Source organism: Streptomyces sp. NPDC047042, assembly GCF_040644035.1.
Classification (GTDB): Bacteria; Actinomycetota; Actinomycetes; order Streptomycetales; family Streptomycetaceae; genus Streptomyces.
The window spans coordinates 64232-78026 of record NZ_JBEYVP010000022.1 but is presented as its reverse complement, the minus strand read 5'-3'; the positions used below and the strand labels follow the sequence as shown (position 1 = coordinate 78026).

General features: G+C 69.7%; 9 protein-coding genes and 1 pseudogene. 6 read left to right on the top strand and 4 right to left on the bottom strand.

The features are described from left to right. Nucleotides 1–273 precede the first annotated feature (273 nt). The 5 genes from ABZ855_RS25715 (at nt 274) to ABZ855_RS25695 (ending at nt 5316) form a co-directional block, all read left to right on the top strand. Nucleotides 274–1221: a PDR/VanB family oxidoreductase gene (locus ABZ855_RS25715; RefSeq protein WP_360810758.1), complete on the top strand. Its 948-nt coding sequence runs from the start codon at nt 274–276 to the stop codon at nt 1219–1221. 39 nt (nt 1222–1260) lie between these two features. Beyond that, nucleotides 1261–2091, top strand: coding sequence for a 2-amino-3,7-dideoxy-D-threo-hept-6-ulosonate synthase (locus tag ABZ855_RS25710; RefSeq protein WP_360810577.1), 831 nt, complete (start codon nt 1261–1263; stop codon nt 2089–2091). 37 nt (nt 2092–2128) lie between these two features. Further along, entirely contained in the window at nt 2129–3229 is a 1101-nt protein-coding gene (locus tag ABZ855_RS25705) for a 3-dehydroquinate synthase II (protein WP_360810575.1), read from the top strand. 7 nt (nt 3230–3236) lie between these two features. After that, nucleotides 3237–4436 (top strand): FAD-dependent monooxygenase, encoded by a 1200-nt coding sequence (locus ABZ855_RS25700; RefSeq protein WP_360810573.1) that lies wholly within the window; start codon nt 3237–3239, stop codon nt 4434–4436. Nucleotides 4437–4509: 73 nt separating this feature from the next. Then, entirely contained in the window at nt 4510–5316 is an 807-nt protein-coding gene (locus ABZ855_RS25695) for an arylamine N-acetyltransferase (protein ID WP_360810571.1), read from the top strand. 34 nt (nt 5317–5350) lie between these two features. Here the strand turns inward: ABZ855_RS25695 and ABZ855_RS25690 are convergent, their stop codons facing one another. Continuing rightward, on the bottom strand, nt 5351–6958 hold the full coding sequence (locus tag ABZ855_RS25690; protein WP_360810756.1) for an NB-ARC domain-containing protein: 1608 nt from the start codon (nt 6956–6958) through the stop codon (nt 5351–5353). Here ABZ855_RS25690 and ABZ855_RS25685 point away from each other — a divergent pair. Then, nucleotides 6957–7706 carry a hypothetical protein gene (locus ABZ855_RS25685; RefSeq protein WP_360810773.1) on the top strand — a complete coding sequence of 250 codons (750 nt, stop codon included), beginning with the start codon at nt 6957–6959 and terminating at the stop codon, nt 7704–7706. The genes ABZ855_RS25690 and ABZ855_RS25685 overlap by 2 nt on opposite strands. Nucleotides 7707–8173: 467 nt before the next feature. Here the strand turns inward: ABZ855_RS25685 and ABZ855_RS25680 are convergent. The 3 genes and pseudogenes from ABZ855_RS25680 to ABZ855_RS25670 form a co-directional block, all read right to left on the bottom strand. Continuing rightward, nucleotides 8174–8863: pseudogene (locus ABZ855_RS25680) on the bottom strand (AfsR/SARP family transcriptional regulator); the annotation flags it as partial. A 153-nt stretch (nt 8864–9016) separates the two neighbouring features. Beyond that, on the bottom strand, nt 9017–9799 hold the full coding sequence (locus ABZ855_RS25675) for an AfsA-related hotdog domain-containing protein (protein WP_360810569.1): 783 nt from the start codon (nt 9797–9799) through the stop codon (nt 9017–9019). Nucleotides 9800–10367: 568 nt separating this feature from the next. Continuing rightward, the gene (locus ABZ855_RS25670; protein WP_360810567.1) at nt 10368–13478 is read right to left on the bottom strand and encodes a BTAD domain-containing putative transcriptional regulator; all 3111 of its coding nucleotides are present in this window, start codon (nt 13476–13478) and stop codon (nt 10368–10370) included. Nucleotides 13479–13795 lie beyond the last annotated feature (317 nt).

Genomic DNA, 13795 nt, shown 5'->3' with positions numbered 1-13795 from the left:
ACGTTGTCGTGTGGGGACGTCGGAGTCCCGGGCCGGCCGGAGACGTGGACGACACGTGTGCGCCAGGATCCAGGCACCGGCTGTAAGGCGGCTAAAGCACCGCGTCACAGTCGGCACTTAAGCGGCCTCACTTGTACTTCTCCCAGTCAGGACGCGGGCTCCTCGTACCTCACGAGCCCGCCTGTTCGAAGGGATCAGTCTGTGGTCGCGGCCAGTGCACAGCTCTCACCCGGAACGCTTCCTCCTGGCGCGCCGGAGACCGAGCGGACCCTTCTGGTGGAGGACATCGCCACGCTCGCCGAAGGCGTACGAGGAGTCACCCTGCGGTCCGTGGACGGAAGTCCGCTACCGCCGTGGGAGCCGGGCGCCCACGTGGATCTCGTGCTGGAGCCGGCCGGCGGCACGCAACAGGCCCTGGTCCGCCAGTACTCGCTGTGCGGCGACCCGGCGGACCGGACCCGCTGGCGTATCGCTGTGCTCCGTGAGCCCGCGAGCCGGGGCGGGTCGGCCCACGTCCACGAGACGTTGGCCCCCGGTGACCGCGTACAGGTGCGCGGACCGCGCAACCACTTCGCCCTGGTGGACGCCCCCGGCCTGCTCTTCGTCGCCGGAGGCATCGGGATCACGCCCATCCTTCCCATGCTCGCGGCGGCCGAGGCGGCGGGAACGCGCTGGCGGCTGCTCTACGGGGGCCGACGGCTGGACTCCATGGCCTTCCTGGACGAACTCGCGTGTTACGGCACGGCAGTCGAGGTCCGCCCGGAGGACGAGTACGGCCTGCTCGATCTCGCCTCCTTCCTGCGCCCGGCCCGCCACGACGGCACCGCCGTGTACTGCTGCGGGCCCGAGCCCCTCCTCGCCGCCGTCCAGGAACACTGCGCGGACTGGCCTGCGGGCAGCCTCCACCTCGAACGGTTCCACGCGGTCGCGGCGGACCCGGCCGCACCGCCCGCGGGCGAGTTCGAGGTGGAACTGCGTCAGTCCGGCCTGACCGTGCGGGTGAAGGCCGACCGCTCCGTCCTGGAATCGATCGAGGACGCGGGCGTGTACGGCGTGAACTCCTGCCGGGAAGGCACCTGCGGCAGCTGCGAGACCCCGGTCCTGGAGGGCGTCGTCGACCACCGCGACAGCCTGCTCACCGACGAGGAGCGCGCGGCCGGCGACACGATGATGATCTGTGTCTCCCGTGCCCGGACCCCCCGGCTGGTGCTGGACCTCTGAAACGCCTTCAACCACCACTCACAGCGGGGACGGATACCCATGCAGGTGTTCAACGGCACTTCGGCTGCCCGGCGGCTGCGATTTCTCCGCCTTCACCGGCGCAATCCCCGGCGCATTCTGGTGGTCCCCCTGGACCACCCGATGTCGGACGGGCCGATCGCGGGCGGCGGCACCGGACTCAACCGTCTCGTCGGCCAGCTGGCGACCAACGGCGCCGACGCCGTCGTACTCCACAAGGGAAGCGTCCGCTACGTGGACCCGGCCTGGTTCACCCAGACCTCGCTCATCATCCACCTCAGTGCCGGCACGGCCCACGCGCCCGACCCCGATGCCAAGTTCCTGGTCTCGAACGTCGAGGAGGCGCTGCGGCTCGGCGCGGACGCGGTGAGTGTGCACGTCAATGTCGGGTCGCGCGAAGAGGCCCGGCAGATCGGTGACATGGCGGTGGTCGCGGAGGCCTGCGACCGCTGGAACATGCCGCTGATGGCGATGATGTATCCGAGGGGACCGCGGGTCACCGACCCCAGGGACCCGGCGATCGTCAGCCACGCGGTGGCCGTCGCGGCCGAGCTCGGCGCCGACCTGATCAAGACCTACTGCATCGACTCGGACGTGGAGATGCTGCGTCTGACGTCCTCCTGCCCCGCGCCGATCGTGGTGGCGGGCGGACCACGGCTCGGCAGCGAGGCGGAGCTGACGGCCTTCGTCGACACGGCGCTGCGGCGCGGCGCGGCCGGTATCGCCATGGGACGCAACGTCTTCGAGTCCGCGAACCCCGCCGAGACGACCCGCAACCTCGCCCGCCTTGTGCACGGAGACGTCCTTCCGCCCGCCCCGGTCGAGCTGATGGCGCGCGCACAGAGCAGCTAGAGAACCCAGAGAAACCAGACACAGGAATCGAGTTGCCATGAAACTCACTTGGCTGGATGTTCGCGGCGCGACCGCCCCGCAGGCCGTGCTGGAAGAGGCCGTGCACCAGCGGCTGGACGGTGTCGTCTCCGACACCCCGGCGGATCTGGAGCAGCTGCCCCCCACCGTGAAGAAGATCCTCTTCCCGCAGGGCAAGAAGCTCCCGAAGAACCTCGGCAAGGTCGACGTGGTGATCGTCGATCCGCGCGAGCACGGCGACCCCGTGGAGCTGGCGGCCGCTCATCCGGGGGTGGAGTTCGGCCGGTTCGTGGAGATCATCGACGCGGAGACACTGGAGGAGGCCTGCGAGTCGGCTCGCAGCCGGCAGTGGAGCCTGCTTCTGTTCCGTGATCCCACCAAGATCCCGCTGGAGATCGTCATCGCGGCGGCGGCCGGTGCCACGGGCAGCCTGATCACCGTCGCCAAGGACGTGGAGGAGGCGGAGATCATCTTCGGGGTGCTCGAACACGGCTCCGACGGTGTGATGATGGCGCCCGCAGCCGTGGGTGACGCCACCGCGCTCAAGCAGGCAGCCGTGGTGAACACCCCCGCCCTCGAACTGGTCGAACTCACCGTCACCGCCACCGAGCACGTGGGCATGGGCGAGCGGGCCTGCGTCGACACCTGCAGCCACTTCCGTGAGGACGAGGGAATCCTGGTCGGCTCGCACTCCAAGGGGATGGTCCTCTGCGTGAGTGAGACGCACCCCCTCCCCTACATGCCGACCCGGCCGTTCCGGGTGAACGCGGGGGCCATCCACTCGTACACGCTCTCCCGTGACGGGCGTACGCACTATCTGAGCGAGCTGAAGTCCGGCAGCAAGGTGATGGCGGTCGACGTCAAGGGACAGACCCGCCTTGTCACCGTCGGACGGGTCAAGATCGAGAGCCGCCCGCTGATCTCGATCGACGCGGTGGCCCAGGACGGACGTACCGCCAATCTGATCCTTCAGGACGACTGGCACGTGCGGGTGCTCGGTCCCGGTGGCGTGGTGCTGAACAGCACCGAACTCAAGCCGGGCGACCGGGTGTTGGGATATCTGCCGGCCGAGGACCGGCATGTCGGTTACCCCATCAACGAGTTCTGCCTGGAGAAGTGAGCCGACGGTGTCCGAGCAGAAACGCGGTACCCGCATCGCGATCGTGGGGGGCGGCATCACGGGCCTGGCGCTCGCCGCGGCCCTCAACCGCTTCGGAATCGGCTGTGAGGTCTACGAGCAGGCCCAGGAGCTCGGTGAGGTGGGTGCGGGCATCCAGCTCTCGCCGAACGCCGTGCGCCTGCTGCACCGGATCGGCCTGGCCGAGTCCCTGGCCGGCGTGTCGGTGCGGTCGGCCGCGATGGAACTGCGTACCTGGCAGCACGGCGAGGTGATCGGCCGCGTTCCGCTCGACCGGTGCGAGGAGCGGTTCGGTGCCCCGTACTACCTGCTGAGCCGGCCCGATCTGCACAGATCGCTCCTGCGGCTCCTGCCCCCGGGGACGGTCCGGCTCTCGATGGCCTGCACCGGGGTGGAGGACCGTGCGGACGGGGCCGAACTGCGCTTCTCCGACGGTACGTTCGTGACGGCGGACCTCGTGGTCGGCGCGGACGGCATCCGCTCGAAGGTACGCGAGCACCTGGTGCGCGACGAGCCGAGATACTCCGGCCAGACGGTCTACCGGGGGCTGGCGCCGGCCCACCGCGCGCCCTTCCTCGGCGCCGAGCCCGGGTCGGTCATCTGGGCAGGCCCGGGGAGACACTTCGTGTGCTACCCCGTCGCCTCGGGCCGGCTGGTCAACTTCGTCGCGACGGTCCCCTCCGCCGACTGGTTCCCGGAGTCCTGGTCGCAGCCGGGGGAGGTCCAGGAGGTGCTCAAGTCCTTCACCGGCTGGGATCCCGCGGTCCGACAGATCATCGAAGCCACGGACACCGTGACCCGCTGGGCCCTCCACCTCAGGGACGCCGACTTCGGCTGGAGCCGCGGGCGCGTCACCCTGGCGGGAGACGCCGCCCATCCCATGCTGCCGTTCATGGCACAGGGAGCCAACCAGGCCATCGAGGACGCCTTCGCTCTCGCGGCCTGTCTGCGGCAGGCCCCGGCCGACGGCGTTCCGGCCGCGCTACGGCGGTACGAGGCGGCGCGCCGCCCCAGGACCGCCCTGGTCCAGCAGCGGTCCGCCGACATGGCCCACGTCTTCCACGATCCGGACGGACCCCGTCCGACGCCGGGTCATTCGCCCTCGTCGGACGAGGGCGGCGCGCTGTCCGCCTTCAACTGGCTCTTCGGCCATGACGCCGAGCAGGGACTTGTTCGTCCCCCTGCCTGATGACCTGATGATCTGATGACCTGATGCTGTCATTCGTCAAAACGTAAAACGTGCCACGGGAGTGAAGAGGCAAATGGACTCAGAACTCGTCGACGCCTATCTTCGCCGGATAGGAGCCGAAAGGCCGGAACGGGCCGACGCCGCCGCGCTGAGATATCTCCAGGAACGCCATGTGTTGTCCGTCCCGTTCGAGAACCTCGCCTTTCATCTGAACGAGCCGGTACCTCAGTCCGTGGAAGCGGTGCGGAAGATCGTGTACGAGGGTCGCGGTGGATGCTGCTTCGAGCTCAACACGGCTTTCGCGCTGCTCCTCCAGACGCTCGGCTTCCGTGTTTCCCTCCTGGGCGGGCACATTTACCGCGGCAAGGAGATCAGCAGTCCGTTCGGGCACCTGGCTCTCCGGGTCGAGGTGGACGAGCCCCGGGCCGGCGGCGGCTCGTCGTGGCTGGTGGACGTGGGGCAGGGAAGTCACAGCCGATGGCCGCTGGACTTCGCCCTGCGGACCCCGCAGGAGGATCCGCACGGTGCGTATCTGCTGACGGAGACACCCGAAGGGGATATCGACGTCGCCTGTGACGGTGTGCCGCTGTACCGGATGGAGATCAGGCCCCGGGACGCGGAATTCAGCACACCGGTCATCTGGTGGTACAGAACCGCTCCCGATTCTCCTTTCGTGCGCCGGATCATGTGTGTGCAGCCCCGGGAGGACGGAAAGGTGGTGCTGACCGGACAGTTGCTCATCCGGGACCAGAACGGTCACCAGACCCGGGAGAGGATCCTCGCCGAGGAGGATCTGCGGGAGGCGTACCGGACCTGGTTCGGAATTCACCTGGAGCGACTTCCGGAACTCCCTGAAAGACCGGTCGCGCGGGCAAGCTGATCCCACAAACACCTATTGCTGCGATGACGTCTCATCAGGGTGTGTCGTCACCGAACAGCCAGACACCGGGCCTGGCTTCCACCGCGGGGAGCGGCTGTGGCCGGCTGCCCGGCCCCTGGTCCGCCGAGTGCTCCAGGAGCCGTTCGGCGCTCCGACGTCCGAACCGGGCCCACCGCCGGTCGCCCAGCCGTTCGGCGGCCTCGACGAAATCCGCCAGCCCCCGCAGCGCGTCCTCCGTACGGCCGCGTAGGAGCGCGACGAGGGCGAGGCCGCGGTGGATGTCCGCCTGGGCGCGCGGGTCCGCCCGGTGGCGGTGCAGGTCCGAGGCCCGTGCGTAGAGCTTCGCCGCCCGTGCCGTGTCCCCCTCGCTCACGGCCACGTCCGCCGCACCCACCAGACAGCGGGCCTGCCCCGCCGGATCGGACAGCTCGAAGAAGATCGCGCGGGCGCTGTCGTGGTGCTCCAGGGCCTGCCGGGTACGCCGTTGCTGCCAGGCGAGGTTTCCCAGTGAGTGCAGGACCGCGGCGCGCGCCGCCGGCCGGTCCGCGCGGCCCGCCGCGTCCAGGGCCAGTTCGTGGGTCAGGGCCCATGGTTCCCACAGGGCGGCGGCCTCGAAGTAGCCGGCCAACGCGTCCGCGAGCTCCCACACCAGGTGCCACAGCCCTGCTCCGTGGGCCTGGCGCACGGCGTCGACGAGTCCGTCCAGCTCCTCCTCGTACCAGTGCAGGGGTGTGTCACGGATGTTCGCCGCGGTGGCCCCGTACGCCGCCCTGTCCGCCCTGTCCGCCCTGTCCGCCCTGTCCGCCCCGTTCGTCGTCCGGAGGCGGGGTCTTCGTCCCGGGGCGAGCAGCCGGTCGGCGTGGCGGGCGAGAGCGAGGTACGTCGTGCACAGCCGCTCGATCGCCAGCCGGCGCTCCCCGCACGTCTCCTCCTCTACGAGCTGTTCCCTCGCGAGGGCCCGGAGCAGCCGGTTCTGGCTGAAGCGCGGTGTACCGCCGGGGGTTCTGCGCACCGTCAGGAGCCGGGCGTCCACCAGACGTTCGGCGGCCTGCTCGGCGGCGGCAGGCGGGACGTCGAGCAGGGCCGCCACCGCCCATACGGCGAAGCCGGACCCGGGGGCCGACGCCAGCAGACGGAAGGTCCGACGATCGGCGGGGCCGATCTCGCGGTACCCCACCAGCAGGGCGGCCCGCACATCCAGATCCCCCAGTACGAAGGGGTCGAGGCCGGCGTTGTCGTCGGCGAGCCGTCCCGCCAGCCTCGCCGGGGACCAGTGCGGCCGGGCCGTCAGCGTGGCGCCGGCCACGCGCAGGGCGAGCGGCAGCCCGCCGCACAGCCGGGCGATCTCCCGGGCGGCCGACGGATCGCCGGCCATCCTGTCCCCGCCGACCGCGACCAGCAGTTCCTGGGCCTCGGCAGGCCGCAGCTCGTCCAGCGTCAGATGCCAGGTCCCGCCGAGCCCCGCCAGGGTCCGCCGACTGGTGACCACGACCAGACTGTCGGGCACGGCCTCGAGCACCGGACGAACCTGCTCCTCGGACACCGCCCCATCAAGAACGATCAGCAGCCTCCGCCCCTGCTGCACCCGGTGAAGGGCAAGTCCGAGCGCACGGGGATCGGGGACCCCGCCGGTCCCGGACATGACCCCTGCCCCGGACCCGGACCAGGCCCCGGACCCCGACATGGACCCCGGCCCGGCCCCGGACCCCGACATGGACCCCGGCCCGGACCCGGAGCCGGGCGCCGACTTGGCCTCGGGCGCCGACCTGGAACTGGGCCCCGGCTCGGCCCCGGAGCGGGACCCCGACCCCGCCCCGGAGCCGGACCCGGACGCGGACCCGAAGCCGGGTATTGACTCGGACCCCGGCCCGGACCTGGAGCCGGACTCAGACCCGGGCACCGACCTGGACCCAGATCCCGGCCTGGGCATTGACTCGGACCCCGGCTCGGCCCCGGAGCGGGACCCCGACCCCGACCTGGAGCCGGACCCGAAGCCGGGTATTGACTCGGACCCCCTCCCGGACCTGGAGAAGGACCCCGACCCCGACCCGGCCCGAAAGCTGGACTCAGCCCTGGACTCAGACCCGGGCACGGACCTGGACCCGGACCCCGGCCCGGGCATTGACTCGGACCCCGTCCCGGACCCCGATCCGGACCACGACCCCGATCCGGCCCGGGAGCCGGACTCAGACCCGGACTCAGACCCGGACCCCGACCTGGACCCGAACCTGGACCCGAACCTTGACCCGGAGCCGGAGCCGGACCCGGACCCGGGCACCGACCTGGACCTGGGCCCCGACCCGAAGCCGGACTCCGACCCGGGCATCGCCCCGGAGCCGGAGCCGGACCCGGACCCGGGCACCGACCTGGACCTGGGCCCCGACCCGTAGCCGGACTCCGACCCGTGCGTCGCCCCGGACCCGGACTCCGACCCAGATCCCGGCCGCGATCCGGACCCGGGCCCAGGCCCGGATCCAGGCACCCCACCAGTCCCGTCAAGGTGGCGCAGCAGCTCCGCCATGATTTGGGACGGCTTGAGTGGGGTGCCCTGTGGCTCGCGTAGCTGTACCAGGATCCGGCCGTGCGGGAACATGTCGGCGCATTGGCGGGCCAGTTCCAGGGCGAAAGCGGTCTTGCCCACTCCCGTCTGGCCGTTGACCGCCAGCACGGGGGACGGCCAGTTTCCCGTGACCTCGCGGATCAGCTTCACGGCCGTCGCGAGTTCGTCCTCGCGCCCGGTGAAATCGGCCGCGGCCGAGGGGAGCCACACCACCGGATCGACGGCACCGTTCGCGACGGGCTCGGCGACCGGAGGCTCCTTCCAGCCGAGTTCGGGGTCGGAACGCAGGATGCGCTCGTGCAGACCGCGCAGTACCGGGCCCGGCTCCACCCCCAGTTCGCCCACCAGGGACTTACGGGCGCGCGCGAACACCTGGAGGGCGTCGGACTGCCGCTGGGACCGGTAGAGCGCCGTCATCAGGAAGGCGTACAGCGTCTCCCGGTAGGGGTGGGTGCCGATCAGGCCCAGCAGCTCGCCCGTGAGTTCCCGGTGCCGGCCCAGCCGCAGATCAGCCGCGATGCGCTGTTCCAGGGTGCTGATCCGCAGTTCCTCCAGCCGCACGGCCGTGGCGGAGAGTATCGGCCCGTGCGGGATTCCGGACAGGGCCGGGCCGGTCCACAGCTCCAGCCCCTCGCGCAGCAGCCGGGCGGCCTTGCCGAACTCCCCTTGTTCGTAAGCCTCCTTGCCGCCGAGCCGCAGCGCTTCGAACCGGTGCTGGTCGAGTTCCTCCTCGTCCACGTGAAGCCGGTAACCGGGGGACACGGTGTGCAGCCGCGCCGCCTGGTCGGTCCCGGGCGGCGAGCCCGTCGCCAGCAGCTTGCGCAGTTGCGAGACATAGACCTGAAGGGTGGTCACCGCGGTCCGTGGCGGTGCGACACCCCAGAGCTCGTCGATGAGCTGGTCGGTGGGGACGACCTCGTTGGCCCTGAGCAGCAGGACCGCGAGAAGCACCCGGACCTTCGGCGCCGTGGGCGAAGACGGCGCCATACCGACCGGGCCGAGGACCCTGAACGTCGTCCCCGCGGTTTTCCCGTCCGCTGCGGGACGCACTGTGTAAGGCATGTCGGACACACCCCCCTGGGTGGAACGCAGTCGTTCGTACGGAGATGCGGTTGTACGGAGATGCAGCTGTACGCGAATTCAGCAGTCCTGGAGGACGACGGCCCCCACCGTCCCGATGCGGTGGGGGCCCTGGGAGAAGACGAGGGTCAGCGGCAGCGCGGGGCGTCCGTCGGGTTCCCTGCGCAGCGCGCCGGAGGAGGCCGTGCAGCTCGCCGGAAGCCCTGGGGCGGCCGAGCTCTCGAGCCGGGCGTTCCAGCGGCTCAGAATGCAGCTGCCGACGGAGAATCCGCCCAGTTGGGCCGCGAGCAGAAAGGCCATCTCCCGCGAGCCCTCGAGCAGTTCGACGGTGGACCCGTGATGGTCTGTGTCGGGTGCCAGGAACTCCATCCGTGCGGTGGCGGTACCGCACACGGACCCCTCGATGCGGAGCGTGCTCTCGCATTCCAGCCCGCGCGGCACACCGTGCACGACGTCGACCGGACTGAAGGTCAGCTCCATCGTCAGCTGGGCCGGCCCGCCGCTCCGGCGCCAGGGCGCGAGTGCCGTGACCTCGGAGTCGGTGCTGGAGAACACCGCCGCCCGCTCCGCCGGCACCCGGAAGTAGCGGTGGGCGACGAACAACGCCGAGCGGCGCAGTGCCTCCAACGGGAGGTGCATGTCGTGGAACAGCCCGGACCGGGGCGCGCCGCCGAAATCCGGACGCTGCTGGGGCAGTGCCATGGACAGGGTGAAGTGCTGGGCCACCGGTGTGGCGCTGCCGTGCATGATGCCTTCGAATGAGCTCGCGCGGTGCACCAGATGGCGGGTGAACGACATGGCGGGGATGTCCGCGGGGATGTCCGACCGCTTCGTCGGCACCATGACGAGGGAGGTTTGCCAACGCTCCTGATGACTTGTTTCCAGGCTTGGTACCGCCACGGGAATCCTTTCTCGTGAGCGTTGAAGCATGTGATGTGGGCCACTTGAGAAGCTTTGCGACGACACCTTTTCCGTTGGGAACGGCGTTTGCGGCCCAGCATGATTGCTTTCGATTCCCATCGGGTCCCAGGCTCATCCCGAACCCGTTCCGAACCCGTTCCGAACCCGTTCAGTATCGCCAGGGGAACTTTTTGGGAATGGCCGCGGTGATGATCTACGCAGGCTGTTGAAAAGCGCAACACGCACCAGGGGAGGCACTGATGAGTAACCATGTGGACAGGCTGTGCGGCGACGATGAGATCAGCCCCAACTTCGCCACTGAACTGCCCGGATGCCGTGTGGGATGAAGTTAAGAATCTTCACTCGACGGACGTTCGTCAAGCCATGGACATGGACGCCCGGAAAATAATCCGGGCGGCTCCCACGCTGCCCTGAGGATGCCGGGGAGTGAATTCTCCCCGGCCACTCGACCGGTCTGCTCGACCGGGTGGGCGAGTGTCGCACGTCACATTTAAGCGATCCTGTCGGACGGTGAATGCGACGATGAGGCGTCCAGCCCGGGAAACCCGCTTTCCAGTGCCCGCTGAATACGCCGGAACGGGCGACGGGCGTGATCCGGGACACCCATACGCTCGAAAAGCGCCTTCGCCGTGTCCCAGTGCTGCGCGGCCTGAGCGGTATCGCCGAGTGCGGCGGCCGCGAAAGCCATTCCTTCGAGAGCCTCTGCCATTCCGAGGCAGAATTTTATGTCCGAGGCCATTCTGTACGCGCGCTGATGTCTTCGCAGCGCCTGCGCGTGCTCCCCGCCGACGCTGCAGACGCGGCCGACAACGTTCTCCAAGGTGGACATGAAAGCGGGCGAATGTTCGCTCCAGACCAGGTCCAGAGCGCGACGCCCCGACTCGTACGCTTCCTGGCGGCGGCCGATCTGCAGATAGGCGTCGGCGAGCCGGGCCAGCACCACGGCTGTGGTCCGCGGCGTACCCAGGCGTCGGCTGAGTTCGTGCGCCCGCGTCAGGCAGGTCAGGGCCGCTTCGCTCTCGCCGAGCCCGAGCCGCGCCTTCCCCTCGTTGACCAACCCCATGAGCTGGCCGTTGAGTTCGCCGAGCTGCTGGTTGAGCTCGAGCGAGTGGTGTGCCGCGGCGGAGGCCTCGGCGTACCGGCCGAGTACGAGGTTCGCCGAGCTGATGCTGACGAGTGTCTCCGCCGCCTCGCGCGGGCTCCCCAGCTCCTGGTGCATGGACAGCGCCCGTCGCAGGTGGCCAAGGCCCTTCGCGTACTCGCCCAGGCTGTTGTGGAACACCCCCAGCCTGCTCAGGCACGCCGCCTCGCCATGGCGGTCACCGATCTCCGTGGCCAGCGTCAGCGCCTGGTCGAGGTAGGCGACTCCTTCCTGGAAGCGGCACATGTGCCACAGGGCCACGGACAGGTTGGTGAGGGCCAGCCGCAGCAGCAGCGGTTCCCCCGCCATACGGGCCGACTCCACGCCGATGCGGCCGAGGTTCAGACTGTCCGTCAGGTGTCCCTGGTTCTGCAGGTACTGGCCGAGGTTGCGGGGCAGCCAGGCCGCGTGGCGGTGCAGCCCCCTCGTCTGGGCGAGCTGAACGGCGGCGCGCAGGTTCCTGCGTTCACGCTCGAACCAGGACAGGGCCGCGTCGACGGTGGCCAGAACCGGCAGGTCGGCCGTCCCACTGGGTAAACCCGTCGCATAGCGGACCCGGCCCGGATACAGCGTCTCCGACGCCGCCTCGACCGCCTGCACGTAGTAGTCCATGAGCCGCAGTAGCGCCGCCTCGGCCTCGTCGGCCTGATCCGGGCACTCCTCCCGCAGGCTCTGGGCGCAGCTGCGGACCAGGTCGTGGAACACGTACCGGCCGACGTCGGGCTGGCCCAGCAGATGGACGTCCAGGAGGTGCTCCAGGAAGGCCTCGGCCTCCGCGGCGGACGTGCCGAGCAGGGCCGCGGCCGTCGAGACGTCGACCTCCTGGCCCGGATGGATGCTCAGCAGCCGGAAGGCGGCCTGGTGGGACCGCTCCATCGCGAGATAGGACAGCCTCAGACTGACCGCGACGCTCCGGTCACCGGCGCTCAGCTCCTCGAGCCTGCGGGCCTCGCACCTCATCCGGTCGACGAGGTAACGGATCGTCCAGTGCGGCCTGTTGACCAGCCGTCCCACGGAGATCTGCAGCGCCAGCGGCAGATATCCGCACCGCTGGGCCAGTTCGTGAGCCGCCTGCGGCTCCGCGGAGACCCGTTCGGTCCCGAGCGCCCGCTCCAGCAGGTCCGCGCTCTCCCGTGGCGAGAGCAGTCCGACGGGAAAGGACCGCGAACCCTCGATGCCGGTGAGGTGGACCCGGCTGGTGACCAGCACCAGACAGCCGGGCGAGGAGGGGATCAGTGGTCTCACCTGCGCCGAGTCGAGCGCGTTGTCGAGGAGGATCAGGAGCCGGCGTTGCGCCGTGGTCACCCGCCAGAGGGAGATCATGCCGAGCAGATCGTCGGGTATCTGGTCGCCGGGCACCCCCAGCATCCGTAGCTGGACGTCCAGGACGACTTCCGGTTTCAGGGCCTCCTGACCCGGGGTGAAACCGCACAGGTCGATGGCCAGCTGGCCGTCCGGGTACTGGTCGGCGAGCGCGTGCGCCGCCCGCACGGCGAGTGCCGTCTTGCCGCACCCGCCCATGCCCTCAATGGTGATGATCTTCGTACTTCGGTCGGCGGAGCTGGTCGCGCTTTCGGTCAGCTGTCGCAGCAGTTCTTCCCGCCCAATGAAATTCGGCAAGTCGTAAGGCAGTGAACAGGGCGCTATCGGCGCGATGGAGGGCGGTGGCGCGGGGCCCGCCTGCGGCGCAATGGCCAATTCCGGGCTGTTTAGAAGGATGCGCTGATGGATATCAGACAGCTCCGCGCCGGGGTCCACGCCCAACTCATCGGCGAGCAGCCTCCGGACTTTCCTGTACTCCTCCAGTGCCTCTGCCTGCCGGCCGGACCGGTAGAGGGCGAGCATCAGCCAGGCGCGCAGCCGTTCGCGCAGGGGATGTTCCCGTACGAGCCGCTGGAGGTCCCCGACGAGGTCCGCGGCTTCGCCCAGGCCGAGCCTGATCTCGATGAGCTGCTCGGTGGCGGCGAGCCGCTGCTCCTCGAGGGCGGCCCCCGCGGCGCGGATCACCGCCCCGCCGGCCCCGGCCAGGACCGGGCCCCGCCAGAGATCCAGTGCCGCGCGCAACCGGTCTGCCGCGTCGGCCCGTTGCCCTGCGGCTGCGGCCTCCTTGGCCTTGCGTACGTGGGCGGTGAACAGGTTCAGGTCGAGCTGATCGTCCGTGATGGCGGCGCGGTATCCGGCGCCCTCGGTGCGGATGACGGCGGTGCCGTCGGGAATGCGTCGGCGCAGGTCTGCGATGATTTTGCGGATCTGGTGCGGGGCTGTGGCGGGCGGTTTCTCGTCCCAGGCGGACTCCACGAGCCGGGGCAGCGGGACGACCCGGTTGGCTTCCAGGAGCAGGGTGACCAGGACGCGCTCCTGGATGGGCCCTCCGAGGCGCAGCCGCGTCCCTGCGTACCAGCCCTCCAGCGAGCCCAGTATGTGGAAACGGGAGCCTGGCTTGTCGGACTCAGCGCTCATATCACGCCCTCACAGATCCGCAATCGGGACCAACTCACGTCCTCAAGGCGAACCATATAAATCGCATTGAGGCCACAGAGGTCAGAGGCGGCAAGATCAAGTAAAACTTTCAAGAACTGGGATGTTGCCATATTCCGGCACCTGTCTGGTAGTTGGCCGGTATGACAGATGGATGAAACCCGGGGGTCGATTTTCAGCCAACGGCCTCTGTTCTGTTCTGTACTTCCTCTCTGTACTTCCTCCAGGGCACGGCTTTAGGGAGCCGCAGCGGCTCGGCCGCACTCTCGAAGGAGCACAGCGCCGGCGCGCGACGGGCG

Bases quoted from the DNA above. Each gene is read 5' to 3' on its own strand.
- ABZ855_RS25695 (WP_360810571.1), top strand. From the start codon at position 4,510: ATGGACTCAGAACTCGTCGACGCCTATCTTCGCCGGATAGGAGCCGAA.
- ABZ855_RS25675 (WP_360810569.1), bottom strand. From the start codon at position 9,799: ATGGTGCCGACGAAGCGGTCGGACATCCCCGCGGACATCCCCGCCATG.
- ABZ855_RS25685 (WP_360810773.1), top strand. From the start codon at position 6,957: ATGACCCCTGCCCCGGACCCGGACCAGGCCCCGGACCCCGACATGGAC.
- ABZ855_RS25710 (WP_360810577.1), top strand. From the start codon at position 1,261: ATGCAGGTGTTCAACGGCACTTCGGCTGCCCGGCGGCTGCGATTTCTC.
- ABZ855_RS25705 (WP_360810575.1), top strand. From the start codon at position 2,129: ATGAAACTCACTTGGCTGGATGTTCGCGGCGCGACCGCCCCGCAGGCC.
- ABZ855_RS25670 (WP_360810567.1), bottom strand. From the start codon at position 13,478: ATGAGCGCTGAGTCCGACAAGCCAGGCTCCCGTTTCCACATACTGGGC.
- ABZ855_RS25690 (WP_360810756.1), bottom strand. From the start codon at position 6,958: ATGTCCGGGACCGGCGGGGTCCCCGATCCCCGTGCGCTCGGACTTGCC.